Source organism: Pseudomonas sp. 3A(2025) (genome assembly GCF_054589175.1).
Window position 1 is genome coordinate 59,035 of sequence record NZ_BAAILM010000117.1, and the last position, 21,257, is coordinate 80,291.

A 21,257-nucleotide genomic window follows, 5' to 3' on the forward strand; every position below is an offset into this window, starting at 1 on the left:
GGCTTCGGTCAGTCACGGGTGCTGACCGATGCGAGCAATTGCTTGAGGATCACTTCCGGGTCGGCGCGCTTGTTCTTGCGGTACTCGCCGACATGACGCACGAACAGGGTGGCGCGGTTGACCAGGCTCTTGCCGATCACCGGCTTGCGATTGAGTTCTTCCTTGACCCGCTGAAACTGCGCCTGAATCACCGCATCGGTGTAGCGCGTGCCGTTGGCCAGGTTGTCGATGTAGATCGCCACGGCGCCATCGAGCGCACTGCGGCCATTGCTGATCGCGGCGCCGAACATCGCGGCGCTGGCCTCATCCTTGGCATCGCTGGCCTGCTTCTGGCTTTTCTGCATATTGGTCAAACGGATGTTGTAGTTATTGATGGTCTCGGCCACCAGTGCGGCGGACTGGATCAGGTTGCCGGCGGCTTCTTCGCGTTGCAGCGCGATCAGTGCCACGTTGCGTTTCAGCTCTTCGTTGACCAGCCCCAGTTCTGCCTGCAGGCGCGGGTCGGCGGTGGTGCCGATCAAGGTGTCGAGGCGCTGGGTCGGGTCGTTGACCGCGTCGATGTCGTCGGTCAGCGAGGCCAGACGGCCGTCCTTCTGCCATTGCTCGAACAGTTCCTTGTAGCGCGAGCGCGGGGCCGACAAGGCGCCCAGCGCCACGCGAAAACCGGTGGTTTCGTTGCGCTGCTCGGTGCCGTCGGCGGCGAACAACGGGTATTCGCGGCGCATGCCGGTGAACAACGTGCCCTCGCCTTCCAGGTAGTTGCCGCCCTTGGCGACGAAGCCGCCATAGGTGCCCTGGCGGCGACCGGCATGCACCAGCTGGAACGACTCCTGAACCATTTCGGCGGCGTTGCCGATCACATCGAACATGCCGATCGGGTTGGGCAGTCTGGTGCCGATGGGCATCAGCCGTGCGGCCTGGCCGGTGCCGCCGGCGACCTGGTTGAACACCGCCCAGTCGGCCAGCGGGCCATCGCCTTCCTGGCCTTCCTGACGGCGCGGGAACAAGCGCCCTTCCATGTCCTGGCGGCTGACCGCCTGGGCGCCACGGGCGGCGAACTCCCACTCCACTTCGGTGGGCAGGCGCACAAAACCGATACCGCCGTCGTCGACGTCTTTGCCACGACCGCTGACCGGCAACAGATCACGGTGGTTTTTCATCAGCCAGGCGCTGTACACCGCCGCAAAACGCTCGGCCTCGAAGCGCGACAGCTTGACCTGCGGCAGGCGCCCGGCCATGCCTTCGACAGGCTCGCAGGCCGGCGCCGGATCGCCGCTGGCCAGTGACTGCGCCTGGGCCATGACCTGCGCGTACTGGCGCTGGGTGACTTCGTATTTGCCAATGAAGTACATCATCGGCTTGAGCGGTGTGCCGGCCTCGGCCTTGGGCAGCATCGGGCCGATGCTCTTGCGCCAGTCGGGCGACAAGTCCTGCAAGGTGAACTGGCCGTTGATGAAGTCGCGCCGGTAGCCGGAAATGAACGACTGCTTGTAGCCCGCCTCGCCCTCGCTGAACGGGTAGCCGAGACTGATCTCGCGGTCGTCCAGGCTGCCCTCGGCGAGGATATACACGTAGCGCATGACCATCTCGCCGCCACACGGCAGCGGCAGGCTGACGTCGTCGGGTAATGGCTTGGGGTTGTCCAGTTTATTGGCGGCCTCTTCAGCCTGCGCGCCCAGCGCGGTCAGGCACAACGCCGCGACCGTCAGCGCCTGTAGGGCAGCTTGTAAGCCCCTGCGCAACTCAAACATCTCTGATTCCTTCCGAAGCTTCGATCCGTGACACGCGCCAGCCGCCGAGCAGCGCCGCGAAGGCGCTGACCCCGAGCACAGCGACCAGGGCCACGAGGTAATGGCGCGGTAATAGCTGACTGGCATATTGGCCAGACCCCTGAACGAATAAACGGTTCAGCCCCAGCTCCGCAATTGCATACAAAGTTGCGCCAATTGCGGACGCCATCACACCGCTGTACAGCGCTTGCAGCACCACGAAGCCCAACAGCGCGCCGGTGCCGAAACCCAGCAGGCGCAGCACCGACAGCTCGCGGCGCTTGCGCTCGATGGCCGCCAGGGTGCCGGCCACGATGGCCGCACAGGCGCCGCCCATGGCCAGGGCGGCAATGATCCAGAACACGATCGACAGGTTGCGGCTCAGCGACTGCACCTGGGCAATGGCCTGCGCCTGGGTCGAGACCAGCAGGCCGGTGTCGGCAAAATGACGGCGCAGGGTTTCGACATCGTTGAGGTTGCGGGCGTACAGGCGAAACGCCGGATAAATGCGCTGCGCAGCTTCGGGCCGTGCGTCACCGGGCCAGTCCAGCGCCGGCACCGCACGGCCGTCGCGGTAGTCTTCGGCGGCTTGCAGCAGGGTCAGATCGGCGAACAGTGCATCACGTTGAAATGCTTGCAGCGGCAATACCGCACGCACCTGAACCCGCACGCGGCGCGACTCGACACGTCCGGCGACCTGGCGGGTAAATGCCGATTCCAGCCAGTCACCGGCCTTGGCCTGAAGCTTTTCGGCGGCGGTCTTGCTCAGCAGCACGTCGTGCAGGCCATCGGGCGCGGCGAGGTCGCCCAGCAGCGGATCGCCGTGGGCGGTGGGGATCATTTCGACGTTCAACGACGTTTGGCCGTTCACGTTCAAATCGGCCGTCGCCGCGATCTGCCGGGTGCGCGGCACCACAAACATCACGTCCGGGCGCTGGCCCAGCGCGGCAATCGCATCGCTGCTGAAACGCCCGCCGCCCAACGGGATGATTTCGCGCACTGCCGGGTCCTGTTCCAGGCGTTCGGTCAGGCTGCCGATCAGGCCGAACTTGAGGCCGAACAGCACCAGCAACGGTGCGAGCACCGCCACCAGCGCCAACACGCTGCACGCCGACAAGCGTGAGTCAGCGCGGTAATCCTGCCAGGCCAGGCTCGCCACCAGCCCCACGCTCATGCGCGCAACTCCCCGAGAGTGGCGGTCACACCGCCGTCGGCGTCGCGCTGGCATTCGATGCGCAGCACGCTCAAGCCCGCCTGCCGCGCCAGGCCCTCGTCATGGGTGGCGATCACGCAACAGGCGCTCTGTTTGATCGCCTGCTTGAGCAACAGCTGCATGACCCGCCCGGCGTTCAGCGGGTCCAGCGCAGCGGTGGGTTCGTCGGCCAGCAGCAGTTGTGGATTGTGCGCCAGGGCGCGGGCGCAACTGACGCGCTGGCGCTGACCGACTGACAAGGCATTGGGTTTCTTGCGCAACTGGTCACCGATTTCCAGTTGCTCGGCGAGGTGCTCGACGCTGCCATCGTTGCTCAAGCCCAGCAGGCGCCGCGACAGCTCGATATTGCCGCGCACATCGAGAAACCCCAGCAGCCCGCCGGTTTGCAGCACATAGCCCAGGTGCCGGCTGCGCAGCGCGGCCAGCTGGTTTTGCCGGTCTTCACGCCACAGCCCGCCAATGTCGAACTCGCCCTGCGACGTCGAAAAATCGAAGCGCTGCGCATGGTCCGGTGCCAGCACCAGCGCCAGCAGGTCGAGCAAGGTACTCTTGCCGCAGCCGCTGGGACCGACCAGTGCACACTGCTGGCCGCGTTGCAGCTCAAGACGCGGGATCACCAGGCTATAGCGCTGGCTGCCCACGCCGCGCGTCTTGCGCACCTCTCGCAAACTGAGCATCACGGCAGTGTCGACAGGGGCACGCGGTACAGCGCATCACCCGGCTCGGCATCGCCGAAGCGCACCCAGTTGGCCAGGTCGTTGTGGAAGGTCTCGTACAGACGGATCTTCGATTCCAGCTCGTCGATAAAGTCTTCCTGCTCGGCGACGCTCAGCGACAACCACAAGTCCTGGGTCATGTTCAGCGACTTGCTGCGGTACGGCAGGCCTTCGAGGTATTCGCCCAGCACCCCGCCGCTGGCCAGGTTGCCGCCCGAACGCAGGGCTTGCGGGTCGCGGCTCATGTAGGCGCTGGCGCTGGCGATTTCCTGGAAGAAATCCTTGGGCGAGGTCTGGGTCTTGCGCGCCGCATCGACGATCAGTTTCAGCGATTGCTGCAAGTCGTTGAGTTGCAGTTTGGTCAGCATCACGCAGACCTGAAACGCCGGCAGCGCAGGGTTGGTCAGGTCGCGGTCGGCGGCCCAGGCGTTGACCAGTTGCGGCGCCTGGCTGGCCGATTTACGCCCGAGAAAATCCATGTGCATGGCATAACCGATTGCCGCCGACTTTTCGCCCAGGCTCGGCGCATTAGCCAGCAATGGCACGGCCTGCGGCTGGTTGCTGCGCACCTGATGCACCAGATCGGCGAACACCGTGCCGATCTCGCCGACGCGCTGGCCGAACTGCGCCACATCGCCGCCGGCCACCGGCACATACAGGTCGCCGATGCGCGGGTTGGCGTCAGCGGTCAGCACGCGATACTGCTGCTCGGCGGTGTCGTGGTTTTTCTTGCCGGCGTCGGTGCGCAGGTGCAGCGCATAAATCTTGATCTGCTTGCCCAGCGCAGCCTGGCGCACTTCGGCCTCGTTCATCTGCGTGCTGCTCAGCGGGTCGCTCTTGCGCAGCGCGCCGGCGTCGCTGACCAGCAGAATCAGACGCCCGCCGTAGCCTGACCAGTCCATGCCGTCAACCGCCTGCATGATCCCGGCAAAGGCATCCTCGTTGAACGAATGGCTGGACACCGAGGTGGCCTTGACCTGCTGCGCCAGTTGCATGAAGCGCTGTGGGTCGCTGCCTTGTTCGAGGCTGACCAGGGTCTTGGCCAGGTACTGCAAGCCGGGGGTTTTCGTGGTGTTGTTACGAAAGCCGACCAGACCAAAACTGACGCTGTCCAGCTCGCCGCGCTGGGCGATTTTTTCCTGCAATTGATGCACGACGTCGCGCACCTGATCGATATACGGCTGCATCGACACCGAGGTATCTACGACCAATACCACGGCGGTGCGAAAGGCCTTTTCGTTGGCGGCTGCGGGTGGTTTTGGCGGGTTGGCGACGGTTTGCGCGGCCTGGCTGCCGGGGTCGATGGACGCCACGTTGAGCATCTGCACCGGCTGGCCGTCCTCGTTGAAGCTCTCTTTGGCCTCGAAGATCGGCAGCAGGTAGAACTGATCTTGCGGCACCGCGCTGGCGGTCGGTTCCAGGGCCAGCACCTGACTGTTGTCCTGGCCCTGGTTTTGCGCCTGCATCAACAGTTTGCGTGCCGTCACCGGGTCGCCGATCAGTTTTTCCAGCTGGCCCGGCTCGCGCACGAACATCACCGGCGAACGCCCGGAGCGTTCGGTGAACTTGAGCACCAGGCTCTGTTTCCAGTCGCTGACCTGATCCGCCGGCAACCAGCCTTCGCTGCGCCCGTCACTGCCGGCGCCGACACGAAGCCACTGGCCGCCGGACGCCTTACGGCGCTCGTAGACATACAGCACCGAGAACGCTGGCAGCGCCTGGCCGCCGCCACTGCCCGGCTCTGTCGCCAACTGCGCGCCGGGCTTGCTCAGTACGCGCTGGTAAAGGGTTTTCTTGCCGGCCATCAGCAAAGGCCGCCCGGAATCGCTGGGCGGTTGTGCGGCGGGTGTTGTCGTGCCGGTTGCCAGCAGATTGGTTGGTGGATCGGAGGCGGTGACGGCATTCGGATCCTGAGGCTTGCTGACCGCCGGCACCTCTTCGGGTTTGTCGCTGCCCAGCCACAGGTAACCGCCGATACCGAGGCCCAGCGCGGCGGCAATCGCCACCGCCAGCAGGGTCTTGCCCGAACGCTTGGGCGGTGCCGGTTGAGGTTGCGGCTGAGGCCTTGGCTGGGGCTTGTCCAGGCTCGGCACAGGCCTGGCCGCTGGCGGCGGGCTGCTCGGAATCTCGATGGACACCGGCGTCATACCGGCCAGATCGTCGCCGGGCGCCTGAACAGCTTTTACCGGCTGCGGATCGGGCAACGGCCGGAACTGCGTGCGCTCGCTGTCGCGTGGCGTGTCGGCCAGTTCCAGCTCATCCAGCGCCGCGACCAAGGCCTGGGCATTGGCGAAGCGCTCGGCCGGGTCCTTGGCCAGCAGACGGCTAAGAATCCCTTGGTAGCGATCATGCTGCAGCGGCAGTTCCGGCAGCGGCTCGGTCAGGTGCGCCAGTGCCGTGGACAACGCATCGGGGCCGCTGTACGGCAGGCGCCCGGCGAGGATTTCGTAGAGCACCACGCCTAGCGCATACAGGTCGGCACGGCCGTCGATGTCCTGGCCACGCGCTTGCTCCGGGCTCATGTAGCTCGGCGTGCCGACCGCAAAGCCGGCCTGGGTGAACTGGGTGCGGTCGTCCAGCGACTTGGCGATGCCGAAGTCCGACAGCACCGCCGTGCCGTCGGCGCGAAACAGAATGTTGGCCGGTTTCACATCGCGGTGCACCAGCCCTTGGGCGTGGGCATAGCCCAGCGCAGCGGCGATCTGGCGGATGTACACCAGCCCGTATTCGGCGGCCAGCCCGGCGCCGATGCGCTCCTTGAGCGTGCCGCTGGGCAGGTATTCCATGGCCATGTAGTACAGCGGGCCGACATTGCCGATGTCGTGAATGGTCGCGATGTGCGGGTGCGACAGCCGCGCCAGGGTGCGGCCTTCACGCAAAAAGCGCTCGCAGAAGCTCGGGTCGTCGGCGAGGCTGGCGGCCATGACCTTGAGCGCGACCTTGCGCTCCAGCGAGCGCTGGGTGGCGAGGTACACCGTGGCCATGGCGCCTTCGCCAATCTCGCCGTCGATGTCGAATCCAGGAATCTGCATGTCCATAACGGCTCTCAACTGGCCTTGACGACGATGGCGGTGATGTTGTCCGGTGCGCCGCGGGTCAAGCCCAGATGCACCAGGCTGCGGACCACTTCATAAGGGTTTGGATGACTGAGCACGCCGCGAATCTCGTGGTCCTCGGCGGTCTTGTTGAGGCCATCGCTGCACAGCAGAAACGTGTCGCCGGGCAGGATCTGCACCGTCACCCGCGACAAGCTCAAACGGTCTTCGACGCCGATGGCGCGGGTGACGATATTGGCGCGCGGATGAACCCGTGCCTGGGCTTCGTTGAGCAGGCCGTTGTCGATCAGTTCCTGCACGTAGCTGTGGTCGCTGGACAGGCTTTGCAGCACACCGTCACGCAGGCGATACAAGCGGCTGTCGCCGGCCCAGAGGCATTCGCCCTGGTCCTCACGCACCGCCAGCACCACCACGGTGCTGCCCATGACCTGCACGCCACGGCGCACGGTTTCTTCGCGTACCTCGGCGTTGATATCTTGCAGGCGCAGCGCCAGGGCATCGCCATAGGCTGTCAGCGCGGCCAGCGGCGGCACGCCACGCAAGGCGTCGACGATCAGGCTGCTGACATAGTCGCCGGCCGCGTGGCCGCCCATGCCGTCGGCCACCACCCACAAGCCGCGCTCGGACAGTGCCAGGCAAGCGTCTTCGTTCAACGAGCGGACCATGCCGGTGTGGCTGTAGCTGGCCGCCTGGTAAGTCAATGACATCAGCCCTGCCCCTCATGGCCAAGGCCTTCGAAACCCAGCAGCGCACGGGCAAAATCGGCGGCGGCCGGCAAGCCGACGAAGCGTCGCAGGCCTGGCGCGATGTGTTCATTGCCACGGCCCCACCACAGGCTGGCACCGGCGTAATCCTGTTCAGGCACCGCCTCGAACTCAGGCAAAGGCAGGCTTTGCAGGCCGACTTCAAACGCCTCGAAACGGGCATCCGCCTCCAGGCTGTCGAGCATCAGCGCCTCAGCCTGTTCGAACCAGTCTTCGACTTCCAGCCAGGGACCGACGCCCTGCGCAGCCTCAAGGGGCAGGGCCACGGTCAGCGGAAAGTAGCGCCCGACCCGGTCGATGCTCGGCATCAATACGCCGACCACCGCCTGCGGCCCGCACACACCGGGAGCCAGCGCAAAGCGCCACAGCGGGCTGACCAGGTACGCTGGCAGCCAGTCGTTGCCCAGTTGTTGCTGGCTGGCATTCAGGCCCGCCGCCAGCCACTGGTCCCAGGGCTGAATGAACGAGGGCGGCAAGTCGCGGCTGACGAAGTCGCCACGGCTGGCCAGTTTTCCGTAAAACCCGGCGTAGGTCATAACCGCTCCGGCAGGCTGAAACCGCTCAGGACACGGCTTTTGAAAGGGTTGAAGGCGCTGTTGGCGCGCAGCTCGTAGGCGATGCTGGCGCCGTCGACGCGCAGGCGCAGGTTAAAGCGGTCCGGCCCGTTGCCGCCGGAAAGGTCCGACTGCTCCAGCAGGCGAAACCACGCCCACGGGCCGTCCAGCGTTACGCCGGAGCGGCCGCTGGGCGCTGGCGGGCTGATCGACAGGCGCACCACCCCGATGCTGCCGGGGTTGGGCCATTGCATCGCGACCGGGCGGCTGGGGCCGTGGTCGTAGCTGATCTGCTGGCCGTCCAGATCAAGCAGAAACTGGCTGATCGAGGCGTCCATGGCCACCGGCTTGAGTTCGAAACGCACCACCGGCTGGGTGCCGCCGGCACGGAAAAACGCATCGCGAATCGCACTGGCTCGCTGGAAGGTTTGCAACACGCCGCTGTTGATGCCCAGCTTCTGCGCCGCGCCCGGCTGCCAGCTCCACGGGTTGCGTGAGGTGTCGACATAGGGTTGCAGGTATTTGCGGAAATAGTTGTCCATCACCCCGCCGACACCGAAGAACAGGCCGAAATCGTCCAGCGTCGCGTCACGGGCGCTGCCGGGCGACATCGGGTAGCGACCGCTCAGCGACTGGCGATACACGTTCAGCACCTCGCTGGTCCAGGCCGCGTTGAGCTGGTTACGCACGCCGCCCATCATGGTGTTGGTGGTCGAGTTGACCACTGACTTGACCAGTCCGCGCACCAGCGCCGGCTGACGTTCGGCACTGAGGTTGACGCGGTTGGCGGCGGCCGTGGTCTGGTTCTTGGCCTCGCCCAGCAACGCATCGCCACTGGCGCCAACCATCGCGCTGACCTGCACATACAGCGCGTTCATATCAGCCAACAGGCCGTCGATACCGGCCGGCTGGTTATCGCCGCTGCCGACCAGCCGGCGCAGCTCGGCAAAATGCGCGCTGACCGGATCTTCAGTGCTTACTGGCGCCTGTGCCGCCGCGTTCTGCTGCTCCTGACCGAGCAACGAACCGAGGCGTTGCTTGAGCTGGTCGACACCGTCTTCGGCCTTTTTGCCCTGGGCACCGAGCAGGCGATCTTCGGCCTGCAGGTCGGTCTGTTTCGCCACCTCGACCAGCAGCTTTTTCAACGGCGAATCGGGACCGGAAATCACCCGCAATACGTCGGCGGCCTGGGCCACGCTGGTGATCGGCACAAAGTCGATGTCGGCGAGCAAGGCGTCCCACTCACGGACGAAATCCTGAAAGTACAAACGCCGCACTTCGCCAGCCAGCGCCGCCACATCCATGGCTGCACCGGCCACACCGCCTTGTGCGCCGCCCAGTACCCACTGCTCTTCAGCCAGGGTGCCGGCCTGGCTCAGGCTGTTGCGCAAAAAACCATCGCGGTAACCCTTGGCGGTGAACAGGCCGCTCAACGGCTCGCCCAAAGGCTTGCCGCTCTTGCGGCTGAACACCAGCGCAGCATCGCGGCCGGCGGCTTCGTTAAGGCGAAAGTCCGGCACGCCGTCGGGCAGCTTCTGGCGCTTGACCCGGTCATAGACGCGCTGCGCCACCGGCAGCTGCTGCAACTGGCGGCGCAGGTCGTCGATCAAGGGTTGGTCGAGCCGCGCCTTGGGCGGATGCCGCTCGAACAGCGCCTGCAAGTGCTCATTGAGTGCCTGACGCTGCTGCGCCGGCAGGTCACGCGGCAGGCTGCGCTCCCAGTCGAGCGTGACCCAGGCCTTGATGAAGTCGGCGTCGTAGTGCTCCTGATCGGCGAGCATAAGATAAGCCTTGAGGCCTTCGTAGAGATAGTCCGACGAACCGCCGGAGCGCAGTTGCTCTTCGATACGGCTGACCAGTCGCGGCGCAAACACCGCGATCAGCAGCTTGCGGTACACGCTGCCCGATTCGGCTTCGAGCATGTCGCCCTGGTACAGGCCCAACCCTTCGGACCAGTCCGGTGCATCGCCGGCCAGATGGCGGGTGGCATTGAGCAGCGGCAACACCGCCAGCACATCGCGCTGCGCCGGGCTGAGGTTTTGTACCTGCGGGCCGAGTGGCGCGACCTTGCCATCGACCTGGGCGATGTAGTCCTGGTTGGCGCGGTAGCTGACCCACCACAAACCGGCCACGGTCAGCACCACCGCCACGGTGGCCGCCAGCACGCCACGGGCGATCCAGCGCCGGCGGCGTTCGACCTTGGGGTCGGCGCTCATCAGGCCCTGTTCGGCAAAGGCCACGCCGGTGAACAGTTTTTCGATGAAGTAGCTGCGCCCGGTACCGTTCTGCCGCGCCAGGTGCTGGCGGTCCAGGCTCATGCTTTGCGCCATGACCCCGATCAGGCGGTCGATGGGGCTGCCTTCCTGGGTGCCGCTGGTGAAATACACCCCGCGCAGCAGCGGCCGGGCTTCATACGGATTGGGCTTGAACACGCCTTCCAGAAAGCCTTGCAGCACCTGGCGCTGCGCGGCGAACTGCTGGGCAAAACCGTAAATCAGATCGCGGCGTGCCGGGTCGCGCTCTTGCTGCAAACGCTCGACCAGCCGCTCATTAAGGCGCTGCTCCAGCGCCGCGAACTCGGCGGGGAAATCCTGCAACGGGCCGGTGGCGCTGGTGCCGTCGTCCAGATCGAAGGTGGTGCCCCACACTTGGGCGCGTTCATCCTTGCTCAGCGCGTCGAAAAACTCCATGAAGCCCGGCAGCAGGTCGAGCTTGGTGAGCATCAGGTAGATCGGAAAGCGCACGCCCAACTGGTCATGCAGTTCCTGAATCCGGCTGCGAATCGCCACGGCATGCGCGACGCGGTCTTCTTCGCTGCCCAGCAGCAGGTCCGACAGGCTGATGGCGATAAACGCGCCATCGATGGGCCGGCGCGGGCGCTGGGTCTTGAGCAAATCGAGGAAGCCCAGCCAGGCGGCCTTGTCGACCTGCGCATGGCTGTCCTGGGTGGTGTAGCGCCCGGCGGTGTCGAGCAGCACGGCCTGATCGGTGAACCACCAGTCGCAGTTGCGCGTGCCGCCCACGCCGCGAATCGCGCCGCTGCCCATTTGCGCGGCCAGCGGAAAATCCAGGCCCGAGTTGACCAGTGCGGTGGTCTTGCCGGAACCCGGCGGGCCGATGATCACGTACCACGGCAGCTCATACAGGTTGCGCCGCTGATCGCCGCCCAGACGGGCTTTTTTCAGCAGGGCCAGCGCCTCGTCCATGCGCTGGCGCAGGGTCGCCAGCTCTTCGGCGGTGGCGACACTGGCGGCGTCCGGCGGGGTTTCGGCGGCCAGGCTGTCGATGACCCGCGCCGCCTGACGCCGGGCCTGAACGATGCGAAACACCCGCCAGCCGATCCACGCCGCCCACAACAGGCCGATCAGCAGCCAGCGCCGGCCTTCGGGCACCAGTGCGTCGAGCAGCGGGCCAATGAACCAGACGATCAGGCTCAGAGCGATCAGGCCCAGCACCGGAATCACCCAGCGGATTACAAACTGCAAAAACGCCTTCACTCGACGCCCTCCGCCAATACCGTGATTTCAACCCGGCGATTCTTCGCCCGCCCTTCGCTGGTGGTGTTGGGCGCCAGCGGCTCGGTGTCGCTGCGCCCTTCGGCGGTAAAGCGCTGCGGCTGGCCGGTGCGCGCCGCGAGGATTTGCAGCACTTCCTGGGCACGCGCCTGGGACAAGGCCCAGTTGGACGGAAAGCGCAGCGTGGCGATGGGCCGGTTGTCGCTATGGCCGGTGATGCGCACCTCGCCCTTGACCTTGCCCAGCGCTTCGGCGATGCGCAGCATCAGCGGCTGGTAGGCATCGACGATGGTGGCGCTGCCGGAGGCGAACAGTTCGTCGCCACGAATGGTCACCACCGAACGGTCCACCGCGTCTTCCACCGCGACCTTGCCGGCGCGAATCTCGTCGGCCAGAAAACCCGCCAGGCGCGGACGCTCGACGATTTTTGGCTGCACGACAGGGCGGTCGATGGCCTGCACCGGAATCTCGCCCAGCGCATGAATACGTTTGAACACCGGCTCCGCCTGCGCCGCCAGTTGCATGCGCAGGATCAGCAGCAACAACAGTAACAGCGCCACGCCAATCGCCACGCCGACCCACGGCGGCATGAACTGCGCCAGCCGGTCGCGGGCCAGGGTCAGGCCGCGCCAGCGCGGCGACAGCGCTTGTTCACGCTCGCCACGGGCACTGCGAATCGCCGCGCTGGTGCGCTCGCGCAGGGCATCGAGCTGGCTGCGGCCGTTGTTCATCACCCGGTAGCGGCCTTCGAAACCCAGGCTCATGCACAGGTACAACAGTTCGAGCAGATACAAGCGCTCGCGCGGGGTTTGCAGGCAATGCTCCAGCAACTGAAAGCACTTTTCGCCGCCCCAGGCCTCGTTGTGGACGGTGATCAGCAGGCTCTGCTGGGTCCACTCGCTGCTGCTGCCCCACGGCGTGCTCATCACCGCCTCATCCAGCGCGGTGCACAACACGTAGCGGGCCAGCAACACATCGTTGCGCACCACACCGGCGGCCTCGGCGCGCTCTTCGAACTGGCGCAACTGCGCCAGCAACTGCGCGCGCAGGCTGGCCGGCGCCGGGTGGGCGATGGTGTTGCGCAAGCGCGTCAACAGCGCCAGCAACGGACCCGCCGCTGCTTCCAGCGGATTGAGGCCTTGCGCCTGGCCGGGCGCCAGTGCCGGGCCTTGTGGCTCGGGCGCGCGCGCGGGCGGCGGGGCCGCTTCACCGCTGCTCGCCGGGCGGCCGCCCGGACGCGGCATGAACTGGGTGCGATCGTCAGTGGGGTGCATGGCCGCTTATCCTCGGATCGCCCAGAACGCCAGATTCAAGCCCGGGAATTCGCCGGCAATGTGAAAGGCAAAACCGCCGGAGCGCATCAGTTGTTGCCAGTGCTCGCTGCCGCGGTCCAGCTCGTAATAGGTCGAGCCGACATGGAACGGCAATTGGCGTGGCGCCACCGGCAACGGCAGCAGGCCGATGCCTGGCAGTTGCAGGTTGACCAGGTCGCGGATGTGCTCCACCGAACCGACCTTGCTCTGCTGGCCGAAACGCGCACGCAAGGTTTCGCCAGGGATGTCGGCGCGCACCACGAGGATGAAGCTGGCGTTGTCGAGCAGGCTCTTGTCGGCCAGCATCGCCACGTGCACGCCGTAGGCTTTTTCGACAATCGGAATCGGCACCGCCTTGCTGTCGATCAGCATCGACAACGCTTCACGCAGCGCCTGCATGACCGGCGCAAAGCTGGCTTGCAGGTCGTCGTGCTGGTAGCGCGGGAATTCCTGCGGGCGGTGTTCGCGGGTCGAGAACGTAGCGAACTCGCCGGCCAGGCTGACCAGTTCGCTGTACAGCCGCTCCGGGTGCAGCGGGCTCATGTGGCCCAGGTGCTGCACCAGCGGTTCGGCGCGGTTGACCAGTTGCAGCAGCATGAAATCGGCAATTTCCGAAGCGCCACCGGCACCCGAGGCCACCACGCGCCCGGCCAGCGCTTCGCCGCGCTGGCGCAGCAGGCCTTGCAGCTCGCTGCGAAACGCATTCAGCGGCCGGCTGACGGTAATGTCGAGCAGCGGCGGGATGTATTGATCGTCGAGCAACAGCACATGATCGGCGCGCTTTTCGATGACCCGCACCACGCCCAGCACCGCGTAATCGCTCAGGCCTTCCTGCTCGGTCAGCATGCGCAAGGCACGCGAACCGACTGCCACGGGCGCGCGGTTTTCGAACGGCGCGTTATCGTCGCGCACTTCACGCACCTGGCTCTGGTAGCGCGCAGCCCCCGGCGCTTCGCCTTCGTCAACGGTGTCGCGCACCCCGGCACGGCGCAGCGGCAGGCCCAGGTACACCAGGCCGTCGCGCACGTTGTCGTCGAGAATCAGCGGGCTGGGCGCCGGGTCGTCATGCGGAATATTGAACGGTGTGCCATCGGGCAACAGGCCACGGGCACTGATGATCGCCAGCTTGCCCTGGGCCAGCAGGCCCTGGTCGATCAGCAGTTCGGAAAAGCCCCAGGCGGCGGCCGACAGCGGACGGCTGCGGGCGTCGATCAGGTTTTCCAGGTAGCGGTCATGCTGCTGGAAATGCTGGGTTCCGATGAACATGCCTTCCGACCAGACCACACGATTGTTCCAGGACATGGGTTCTCCGAATGCTTATTGAGCAGGAAGGGTGACAGGGGTGCTGCGCACAGCCTGCGGGTCGAGTTCGATGCGGTATTCGCGTGCGTTTGCCGACAGCACCGTGCGCCACAGCGCACGGTCGATTTCGCGATAGCCGACCACCAGGCCGATCTGCCGCGTCGCCGGGTTCAGCTTGCGCTCCACACGGCGGGTTTCACCGGGGCGGATCAGCACTTCGTCCTGATCGACCAAGTCAGGCCCCAAGGCATCGCCTGCGCGTTCGGCCAGGGCAAAATAGTCGGCACGGTTGAAGGCGGCGGTGTTCTTCAGTTCGAAAATACGCACGCGCACCGGCGCCGGCTGGCCGCTGGCACCGGGGTTGAGACCGGCAGCGGCGTGAAGGTTCAGAATCACCGCGCCGTCTTCGGCGGCCTTGATCGATTCAGCCTCGGGCGTCTTGCCGGCCGGCGTCGATGAACAGGCACCCAGCAACAAGGCCAGGGCAGCAAGGGGGGCAACTACACGCAACATCGCAATTCTCACGGCGGGTTCTCAGGGGCGGCGCAGGCGTTGGCTGTGCGCTTCATAGGCTCGGCTGAACTCGCGGCCGAACAGGTCCTGGAAGTCGTCTTCGGCTTCCTGCGAAATGCGCTGGTAAAGCGCGGTAAATTGCTGCCAGTACTGCGCCTGCCGCGTGCCGCCGAACAGGTTCGACAGGCCGCCGGGCTTGCCCATGCGGGTTTCAAGTTCTGCCGGTTCGAAGCGCTTGAGCAGGTGTTTGATCGCCGCCTCGACCCCGGCCATGACCGCCAGCTGGTGGGCACGCAGGTCGTCGAAACTGTCGTTGATCGCCTGTTCGGGGCCCATGAACGCCTGGTTGCCGTGACGCAGCAGCAACAGCAGCGCTTCATCGGCATTGGGGGCGAACTTGAGCGGGTTGTTTTCCACCGGGCGAATCATGGTCTGCTGCATGCGAAACTCGCCCTTGAGGCTGGTGCGCGCACGCAAGACATCGATCAGGCCCTCGACCATCAGCCGATAGCTGCGACCGATGGCTTCCATCTGCGCTGCAGCCTGGGCCGGGTCGAGGTTCAGTTGATCGAGACCGGCACCGCGCAGGAAGGCTTGCAGCAGGTCCTGGTTCGGTTCCTGGCTTGGCTTCGGGGGTTGCGCTGCAGGTGTCGCGACGGGCGCAGGGGCCGGCTCGACACGCGGCGCCGGCTCAGGAATCGGTTGTGGCTGTGGCGCTGGAACGGGCGGCGGCAGTGGCGCGGCGACATCGGCCAGCGGGTTCCAGTCATCGGGAATCATGCCGGCCGGCGCTACGGGCTTGTCCTGAACCACAGGCGTGGGCGGTCGAAAGTCATGCTGGCGCGCCGGCACATGGTCGGGCTGGGTTGCCGGCGCCACACTGCCAGGCGCCAGAAAATCGAACAGGTCGGGAAAGGTGTCCTGCGCAGAACCACCCTGCAAACGGGCCATGCCGGGCGTGGCGACAGGCGCGGTGTCCTGGCGATTCATCAGCGCCTCGAAACTGTGTGCGCCCTCCCCTGCGAGCACGCCCGTTTCGGGCAATTGCATGCTGAAATCGATACGCACGCGAATTTCATATTCGCCGATGCGGACAAGTTCACCGTCCTGTAATACTTCACTGTTACCGCGACGCAGACGAATGCCTGCCTCTACCAGCTCGACGCCATTAGTGCTGTTATCGGTCAAATAGTAACGGCCATCCTTATATTGGATGACGCAATGCCGTGAAGAAACTAACCGTTCTGGATCGGGAAGTACCCAGTCATTTTCCGGGCTGCGGCCAATTGCCATTACTCCCTGCTCAAGTGTCTTTTCAGCGCACTGTCCGGGGGTAATCTTGTGGTAACTGGTGATCGTCAAACACAGCGACATCGTGCCTCCCTGCTATATCGCGCATTATGAAACCCACGCCTCAAAGCCTTGTGGATCAAGGCCAGACAGGCGCCCGACGAAAAAGTTCAAAAACTGGCGACGCCTTCTAAAAGTCTGTACATCGACAACTTTGCGCGCATGATAATCATGCTGCCGCAAGCGATGTCAAAATAACATGCAAGCTGTTAGCTGCGTCACAACTCCCCGAAAGGGCGCCCATCCTAACCTTGACATTGCCCTTTAACTACTCCAAAAATGCACAACTTCTCGCACAGACTAGTGTCACATTGATATCTACCGTATTCATCACGACTGCGGCGTTTTCAAATAGTTCCGACATGACTTCGAGAAATTTCCCACCTACCGGTAGACATCATCTGAATCGATAAGGAGATCACGTTTGATGGATGTCGCATTGTTGCTCAGCGCTGTTTCAGCCAACTTCCCCTGCGGTGAAGACCTGGAATATGACGCCGACTTTCTGCAACTGGAACGTGACGCACAGGGCAAACCCGAGCGCGTGATGGGTGATGCCGTGCAGCCTGCCGAGCCGCCACCGTGGCGCCTCATCGAGCAGTCGGCCAGCGGCCTGCTGCAACGCAGCAAGGACCTGCGCATCACCCACTTTCTGGTGCAGAGCGCGCTGGCCCTGGACGGGATCACCGGGCTTGCCAACACCCTCGAACTGATCGACCAGTTGCTGCGCCAGTACTGGGCCGAGCTGTACCCGCTACTCGACGCCGATGACGACAACGACCCGACCCTGCGCATCAATGCGCTGGCGGGCCTGGCCTGCGACACCAACCTGCGGCTGCTGCGTGAAAGCCCGCTGGTGCGCTCTCGGGCCTTCGGCACCTTGAGCCTGCGCGCTGCCCTGCATGCCAGCGGCCTGCAACATGCCAGCGATGAGTCGCTGGGCCTGGACGCCTTCAGCGCCGCCCTGCGCGACAGCGACCCGCAAAGCCTGCAAGACACCCACAGCGCGCTGCGCCAGGCCCTGCAACGGGCCACAGACATCGAGGACTTCGTCAACGAACACGTCGGCTCCGCGCAAGGCATCGACTTGGCGCCACTGAAACAGCCGTTGCGCCAGGCGCTGCATGTGCTCAACGAGCATGGCCCGCAGACAGATGAGCCGGGCAGCGATGCGCCCGCAGCGCCTGAAGCACACGATGCAGCCCCGGCCCAGGCGCAAACCGTTGCCGCCCCTGCCGCGCCGCGCATCAGCGCCGAGATCAACAGCCGCGACGATGTGCTGCGCAGCCTGGACCGCTTGCTGGCCTATTACGCCCGCCACGAGCCGTCCAGCCCGCTGCCGATGCTGCTGAACCGCGCCAAAGGTCTGGTCAATGCAGATTTCGAGAGCATCGTGCGCAACCTGATTCCCGACGGCATGTCCCAGTTTGAAACCTTGCGCGGCCCGGAGCCTGACTGATCCGTTTTGTGGATCACGTTCGGGGTGCGTAACCCGTTACCGGCTTAGAAGCCAACAGCGTCGCACCAGCGACCAGGAGGAGCAACGTGGCGAAAACCAGTTCGCAGAAATTCATTGCGCGCAACCGTGCGCCTCGCGTGCAGATCGAGTACGACGTAGAGCTGTACGGCGCCGAGAAGAAGGTCCAGCTGCCGTTCGTGATGGGCGTCATGGCCGACCTGACCGGCAAGCCTGCCGAGCCCCTGGCGCCGGTGACCGAGCGCAAGTTTCTGGAAGTCGATGTCGACAACTTCGACTCGCGCCTCAAGGCGATGCAGCCACGGGTGGCCTTTCATGTACCCAACGAGCTGACCGGCGAAGGCAACCTGAGCCTGGACATCACCTTCGAGAGCATGGACGACTTCAGCCCTGCCGCCGTGGCGCGCAAGGTCGATTCGCTGAACCAGTTGCTCGAAGCGCGTACCCAGCTCGCCAACCTGCTGACCTACATGGACGGCAAGACCGGCGCCGAAGAAATCATTCTGAAAGCCATCAAGGACCCGGCGTTGCTGCAGGCCCTGGCCAGTGCGCCAAAGCCTCAGGACTCCGAGCCCTCCGCTTGATCAGGACCGATCATCATGACCGATTTGCTGCGTGACAATCAGGCCCAGGCGGGCACCGTAGAACAGACCAACGAGTTTGCCTCGTTGCTGTTGCAAGAATTCAAACCCAAGACCGAGCGCGCCCGCGAAGCGGTCGAGACGGCGGTGCGCACCCTGGCCGAACAGGCCCTGGCGCAGACCGATCTGGTGTCCAACGATGCGATCAAGTCGATCGAATCGATCATCGCCGCGATCGACGCCAAGCTCACCGCCCAGGTCAACCAGATCATTCATCACCCCGAGTTCCAGCAGGTCGAAAGCGCCTGGCGGGGCTTGCATTATCTGGTTAACAACACCGAAACCGACGAGCAACTGAAGATTCGCGTGCTGAACATCTCCAAGCCGGAGCTGCACAAGACCCTGAAGAAGTTCAAGGGCACGGCCTGGGACCAGAGCCCGCTGTTCAAGAAGATGTACGAAGAAGAGTACGGCCAGTTCGGCGGCGAGCCATATGGCTGCCTGATCGGCGACTACTACTTCGACCAGTCGCCACCGGATGTCGAGCTGCTGGGTGAGCTGTCGAAAGTCTGCGCGGCGATGCACGCACCGTTCATTTCTGCCGCCTCCCCAACGGTGATGGGCATGGGTTCGTGGCAGGAGCTGTCCAACCCGCGCGACCTGACCAAGATCTTCACCACCCCGGAATACGCCGGCTGGCGCTCGCTGCGTGAGTCCGAAGACGCACGCTATATCGGCCTGACCATGCCGCGCTTCCTGGCGCGCCTGCCGTACGGCGCCAAGACCGACCCGGTTGAAGCCTTCGCCTTCGAAGAGAACACCGACGGCGCCGACAGCGCCAAGTACACCTGGGCCAACGCGGCGTACGCGATGGGCGTGAACATCAACCGCTCGTTCAAGCACTACGGCTGGTGTTCGCGCATTCGCGGTGTGGAATCGGGTGGCGAGGTGGAAAACCTGCCGGCGCATACGTTCCCCACCGACGATGGTGGCGTGGACATGAAGTGCCCGACCGAAATCGCCATCTCCGACCGCCGTGAAGCGGAACTGGCCAAGAACGGCTTCATGCCGCTGCTGCACAAGAAGAACACCGACTTTGCAGCGTTCATCGGTGCCCAGTCGCTGCAAAAGCCTGCCGAATACGACGACCCGGACGCCACCGCCAACGCTAACCTGGCCGCACGCCTGCCGTACCTGTTCGCCACCTGCCGCTTTGCGCATTACCTCAAGTGCATCGTGCGCGACAAGATCGGCTCGTTCAAAGAGAAGGACGAAATGCAGCGCTGGCTGCAGAACTGGATTCTCAACTACGTCGACGGGGATCCTGCGCACTCCACCGAAACCACCAAGGCCCAGCACCCGCTGGCAGCGGCCGAAGTGGTGGTCGAGGACGTCGAAGGCAACCCGGGCTACTACACCTCGAAGTTCTTCCTGCGCCCGCATTACCAGCTCGAAGGACTGACCGTGTCGCTGCGCCTGGTTTCCAAACTGCCCTCGGCAAAAGGCGCCTGACGAGAGTCGACGCAATCGTCGTAGGAGCGACTTTAGCCGCGAATGGCCGGGATCGTGTCGCCCACTTCCCGACTAAAGCGGATCGCCGCCCGGTCGGTACACGTGCACTAATCAATACCGTGGCCCCACGCCACCTCAGGAGAAAACATGGCTGTCGATATCTTTATCAAGATCGGTGACATCAAGGGTGAGTCGGTAGACAAGACCCACAAGGACGAGATCGAAGTGTTGAACTGGAGCTGGGGCATGTCCCAGTCCGGCAACATGCACATGGGCACCGGTGGCGGTGCCGGCAAGGTCAATATCCAGGACCTGTCGCTGACCAAGTTCGTCGACAAGGCGACCCCCAACCTGATGATGCATTGCTCCAACGGCAAGCACATCGACAAGGTCACCCTGACCGTGCGCAAGGCCGGCGGCGACAATCAGGTCGAGTACCTGATCATCAACCTCGAAGAAGTGCTGGTCACCTCGCTGAGCACCGGCGGTTCGGGTAACGATGATCGCCTGGTCGAAAACGTCACCCTGAACTTCGCCCAGGTCACGGTCGATTACCAACCGCAGAAAGCCGACGGCAGCAAGGAAGGCGGCCCGATCAAGTACGGCTGGAACATCCGCTCCAATACCAAACGCTGAGTGTTGGCGCCCCCGGCCGCACAGGCCGGGGGTAATTGGCATCAGGATGCCTGCGCGGCAGGCGGTAAGGAGACACACAGATGGCCAAACCTTCGTTTATCAATTTGTGGAATGAATACCTCAAGATCTGGGCCGAGCACCCTGACGGAAAAGTCTGTGATGGTCCGTGGGCCAATCAATGTGCCCTGCGCATGAGCTACACGCTCAATGCCGACAAAACCATCAAGGTCAACAAATCTACCTACACCGAACCCAAATGCGCGCATGACCACGCTCGTGGCGCAGAGTCATTGGCCAACTGGCTGTGGAAACATCACCTCGGCCGTCCACTCATTCTCGGTGGTACTGCACAAGATCGCCTCAAACTGGCCGACAAGACCGGACTGATATTTTTCAAGGACTGCTTCCAGCAAGCAGGACAAGCGCTGGATGCGCGCACCGGTGACCATATCGATCTCTGGAAGCGTGGCCTCACAGCCGGCCGTTATGCCGATCCAAGGCACATGGCCAAGCAAATCTGGTTCTGGGAGTTGCAATGAACAAGCACCTGCGAACCTCTGTAGCGCTGGGCAGCATGTTGATAAGCCTGTGCGCCTGTGCCGAAACCTCGCAGCCTTCGGCCACACCGACCAGCTTCCCGGAGCAGGTCAATCTGGCCGGACAGACGTTCAAGCTGGAAAACGACCAGCAACAGTGCGTACTGCGCAAACCTGATCGGAGCGTGCTGCCACTGGACATGCCCTGGCCCTGTCATTTCAGTATCGGCAAAGCGGGACAGGCGCATGTCGAGACCTTTCAGAGTGTGCCCATCGTCATGGTGCTGCACGTGACGCCGACAGCCGATAACCCGCTGGAGTGCCGCTCGAAATACAAGGCCATACGCCTGATCAAGGGCCAGCTGGAGACATCGGTCGTTGCCGAGAGCGCGAGCTGTTTGCGCAGTGTCGGTGATCAGAAAGACTACACCGCCATGTTCGATTGGTAAG

General features: G+C 64.3%; 17 protein-coding genes. 6 read left to right on the plus strand and 11 right to left on the minus strand.

Features of this window, described 5'->3' with window-relative positions; genetic code table 11:
* Positions 1-8: 8 nt before the first annotated feature.
* Genes ACYP2A_RS32010 through tagH form a run of 11 tightly spaced genes read right to left on the minus strand, consistent with a single transcriptional unit; the run spans position 9 to position 16,089 of the window.
* On the minus strand, positions 9-1,751 hold the full coding sequence (locus ACYP2A_RS32010; protein ID WP_459749949.1) for a formylglycine-generating enzyme family protein: 1,743 nt from the start codon (positions 1,749-1,751) through the stop codon (positions 9-11).
* Entirely contained in the window at positions 1,744-2,943 is a 1,200-nt protein-coding gene (locus ACYP2A_RS32015) for an ABC transporter permease (RefSeq protein ID WP_459749950.1), read from the minus strand. Before ACYP2A_RS32015 ends, ACYP2A_RS32010 begins: the two co-directional genes overlap by 8 nt.
* Positions 2,940-3,659 carry an ABC transporter ATP-binding protein gene (locus ACYP2A_RS32020; RefSeq protein ID WP_459749951.1) on the minus strand — a complete coding sequence of 240 codons (720 nt, stop codon included), beginning with the start codon at positions 3,657-3,659 and terminating at the stop codon, positions 2,940-2,942. The genes ACYP2A_RS32015 and ACYP2A_RS32020 overlap by 4 nt, the downstream gene beginning before the upstream one ends.
* A complete protein-coding gene (locus ACYP2A_RS32025; protein ID WP_459749952.1) occupies positions 3,659-6,736 on the minus strand; it encodes a serine/threonine-protein kinase in 3,078 nt (1,025 codons plus the stop codon). The genes ACYP2A_RS32020 and ACYP2A_RS32025 overlap by 1 nt, the downstream gene beginning before the upstream one ends.
* 8 nt (positions 6,737-6,744) lie before the next feature.
* On the minus strand, positions 6,745-7,461 hold the full coding sequence (locus ACYP2A_RS32030) for a PP2C family protein-serine/threonine phosphatase (protein WP_459749953.1): 717 nt from the start codon (positions 7,459-7,461) through the stop codon (positions 6,745-6,747).
* Positions 7,461-8,054, minus strand: coding sequence for a type VI secretion system-associated protein TagF (gene tagF / locus ACYP2A_RS32035; RefSeq protein ID WP_459749954.1), 594 nt, complete (start codon positions 8,052-8,054; stop codon positions 7,461-7,463). The genes ACYP2A_RS32030 and tagF overlap by 1 nt, the downstream gene beginning before the upstream one ends.
* Positions 8,051-11,569: a type VI secretion system membrane subunit TssM gene (gene tssM / locus ACYP2A_RS32040; RefSeq protein WP_459749955.1), complete on the minus strand. Its 3,519-nt coding sequence runs from the start codon at positions 11,567-11,569 to the stop codon at positions 8,051-8,053. Before tssM ends, tagF begins: the two co-directional genes overlap by 4 nt.
* Positions 11,566-12,861 (minus strand): DotU family type VI secretion system protein, encoded by a 1,296-nt coding sequence (locus ACYP2A_RS32045; RefSeq protein ID WP_459749956.1) that lies wholly within the window; start codon positions 12,859-12,861, stop codon positions 11,566-11,568. The genes tssM and ACYP2A_RS32045 overlap by 4 nt, the downstream gene beginning before the upstream one ends.
* 6 nt (positions 12,862-12,867) lie before the next feature.
* Positions 12,868-14,202 (minus strand): type VI secretion system baseplate subunit TssK, encoded by a 1,335-nt coding sequence (tssK, locus tag ACYP2A_RS32050; protein ID WP_459749957.1) that lies wholly within the window; start codon positions 14,200-14,202, stop codon positions 12,868-12,870.
* A 15-nt stretch (positions 14,203-14,217) separates the two neighbouring features.
* Positions 14,218-14,715: a type VI secretion system lipoprotein TssJ gene (tssJ, locus tag ACYP2A_RS32055; protein WP_459749958.1), complete on the minus strand. Its 498-nt coding sequence runs from the start codon at positions 14,713-14,715 to the stop codon at positions 14,218-14,220.
* A gap of 21 nt (positions 14,716-14,736) precedes the next feature.
* Positions 14,737-16,089 carry a type VI secretion system-associated FHA domain protein TagH gene (tagH, locus tag ACYP2A_RS32060; RefSeq protein ID WP_459749959.1) on the minus strand — a complete coding sequence of 451 codons (1,353 nt, stop codon included), beginning with the start codon at positions 16,087-16,089 and terminating at the stop codon, positions 14,737-14,739.
* A gap of 403 nt (positions 16,090-16,492) precedes the next feature.
* Here tagH and tssA point away from each other — a divergent pair, with 403 nt between their 5' ends.
* The 6 genes from tssA (at position 16,493) to ACYP2A_RS32090 (ending at position 21,256) form a co-directional block, all read left to right on the plus strand.
* Positions 16,493-17,524: a type VI secretion system protein TssA gene (tssA, locus tag ACYP2A_RS32065; RefSeq protein WP_459749960.1), complete on the plus strand. Its 1,032-nt coding sequence runs from the start codon at positions 16,493-16,495 to the stop codon at positions 17,522-17,524.
* An 86-nt stretch (positions 17,525-17,610) separates the two neighbouring features.
* Positions 17,611-18,126 carry a type VI secretion system contractile sheath small subunit gene (tssB, locus tag ACYP2A_RS32070; RefSeq protein WP_459749961.1) on the plus strand — a complete coding sequence of 172 codons (516 nt, stop codon included), beginning with the start codon at positions 17,611-17,613 and terminating at the stop codon, positions 18,124-18,126.
* A 15-nt stretch (positions 18,127-18,141) separates the two neighbouring features.
* A complete protein-coding gene (tssC, locus tag ACYP2A_RS32075) occupies positions 18,142-19,635 on the plus strand; it encodes a type VI secretion system contractile sheath large subunit (protein ID WP_459749962.1) in 1,494 nt (497 codons plus the stop codon).
* A 147-nt stretch (positions 19,636-19,782) separates the two neighbouring features.
* Positions 19,783-20,271 carry an Hcp family type VI secretion system effector gene (locus ACYP2A_RS32080; RefSeq protein ID WP_459749963.1) on the plus strand — a complete coding sequence of 163 codons (489 nt, stop codon included), beginning with the start codon at positions 19,783-19,785 and terminating at the stop codon, positions 20,269-20,271.
* A gap of 80 nt (positions 20,272-20,351) precedes the next feature.
* Entirely contained in the window at positions 20,352-20,810 is a 459-nt protein-coding gene (locus ACYP2A_RS32085) for a type VI secretion system amidase effector protein Tae4 (protein ID WP_459749964.1), read from the plus strand.
* The gene (locus ACYP2A_RS32090) at positions 20,807-21,256 is read left to right on the plus strand and encodes a hypothetical protein (protein WP_459749965.1); all 450 of its coding nucleotides are present in this window, start codon (positions 20,807-20,809) and stop codon (positions 21,254-21,256) included. Before ACYP2A_RS32085 ends, ACYP2A_RS32090 begins: the two co-directional genes overlap by 4 nt.
* Position 21,257: the final 1 nt, after the last annotated feature.

Excerpts from the sequence above, each read along its gene's own strand:
- ACYP2A_RS32025 (WP_459749952.1), bottom strand. The coding sequence starts at position 6,736 with ATGGACATGCAGATTCCTGGATTCGACATCGACGGCGAGATTGGCGAA.
- tagF (WP_459749954.1), bottom strand. The coding sequence starts at position 8,054 with ATGACCTACGCCGGGTTTTACGGAAAACTGGCCAGCCGTGGCGACTTC.
- tssA (WP_459749960.1), top strand. The coding sequence starts at position 16,493 with ATGGATGTCGCATTGTTGCTCAGCGCTGTTTCAGCCAACTTCCCCTGC.
- ACYP2A_RS32090 (WP_459749965.1), top strand. The coding sequence starts at position 20,807 with ATGAACAAGCACCTGCGAACCTCTGTAGCGCTGGGCAGCATGTTGATA.
- ACYP2A_RS32080 (WP_459749963.1), top strand. The coding sequence starts at position 19,783 with ATGGCTGTCGATATCTTTATCAAGATCGGTGACATCAAGGGTGAGTCG.
- ACYP2A_RS32045 (WP_459749956.1), bottom strand. The coding sequence starts at position 12,861 with ATGCACCCCACTGACGATCGCACCCAGTTCATGCCGCGTCCGGGCGGC.
- tagH (WP_459749959.1), bottom strand. The coding sequence starts at position 16,089 with ATGTCGCTGTGTTTGACGATCACCAGTTACCACAAGATTACCCCCGGA.
- ACYP2A_RS32010 (WP_459749949.1), bottom strand. The coding sequence starts at position 1,751 with ATGTTTGAGTTGCGCAGGGGCTTACAAGCTGCCCTACAGGCGCTGACG.
- ACYP2A_RS32020 (WP_459749951.1), bottom strand. The coding sequence starts at position 3,659 with ATGCTCAGTTTGCGAGAGGTGCGCAAGACGCGCGGCGTGGGCAGCCAG.
- tssK (WP_459749957.1), bottom strand. The coding sequence starts at position 14,202 with ATGTCCTGGAACAATCGTGTGGTCTGGTCGGAAGGCATGTTCATCGGA.
- ACYP2A_RS32015 (WP_459749950.1), bottom strand. The coding sequence starts at position 2,943 with ATGAGCGTGGGGCTGGTGGCGAGCCTGGCCTGGCAGGATTACCGCGCT.
- ACYP2A_RS32085 (WP_459749964.1), top strand. The coding sequence starts at position 20,352 with ATGGCCAAACCTTCGTTTATCAATTTGTGGAATGAATACCTCAAGATC.
- ACYP2A_RS32030 (WP_459749953.1), bottom strand. The coding sequence starts at position 7,461 with ATGTCATTGACTTACCAGGCGGCCAGCTACAGCCACACCGGCATGGTC.
- tssJ (WP_459749958.1), bottom strand. The coding sequence starts at position 14,715 with ATGTTGCGTGTAGTTGCCCCCCTTGCTGCCCTGGCCTTGTTGCTGGGT.
- tssC (WP_459749962.1), top strand. The coding sequence starts at position 18,142 with ATGACCGATTTGCTGCGTGACAATCAGGCCCAGGCGGGCACCGTAGAA.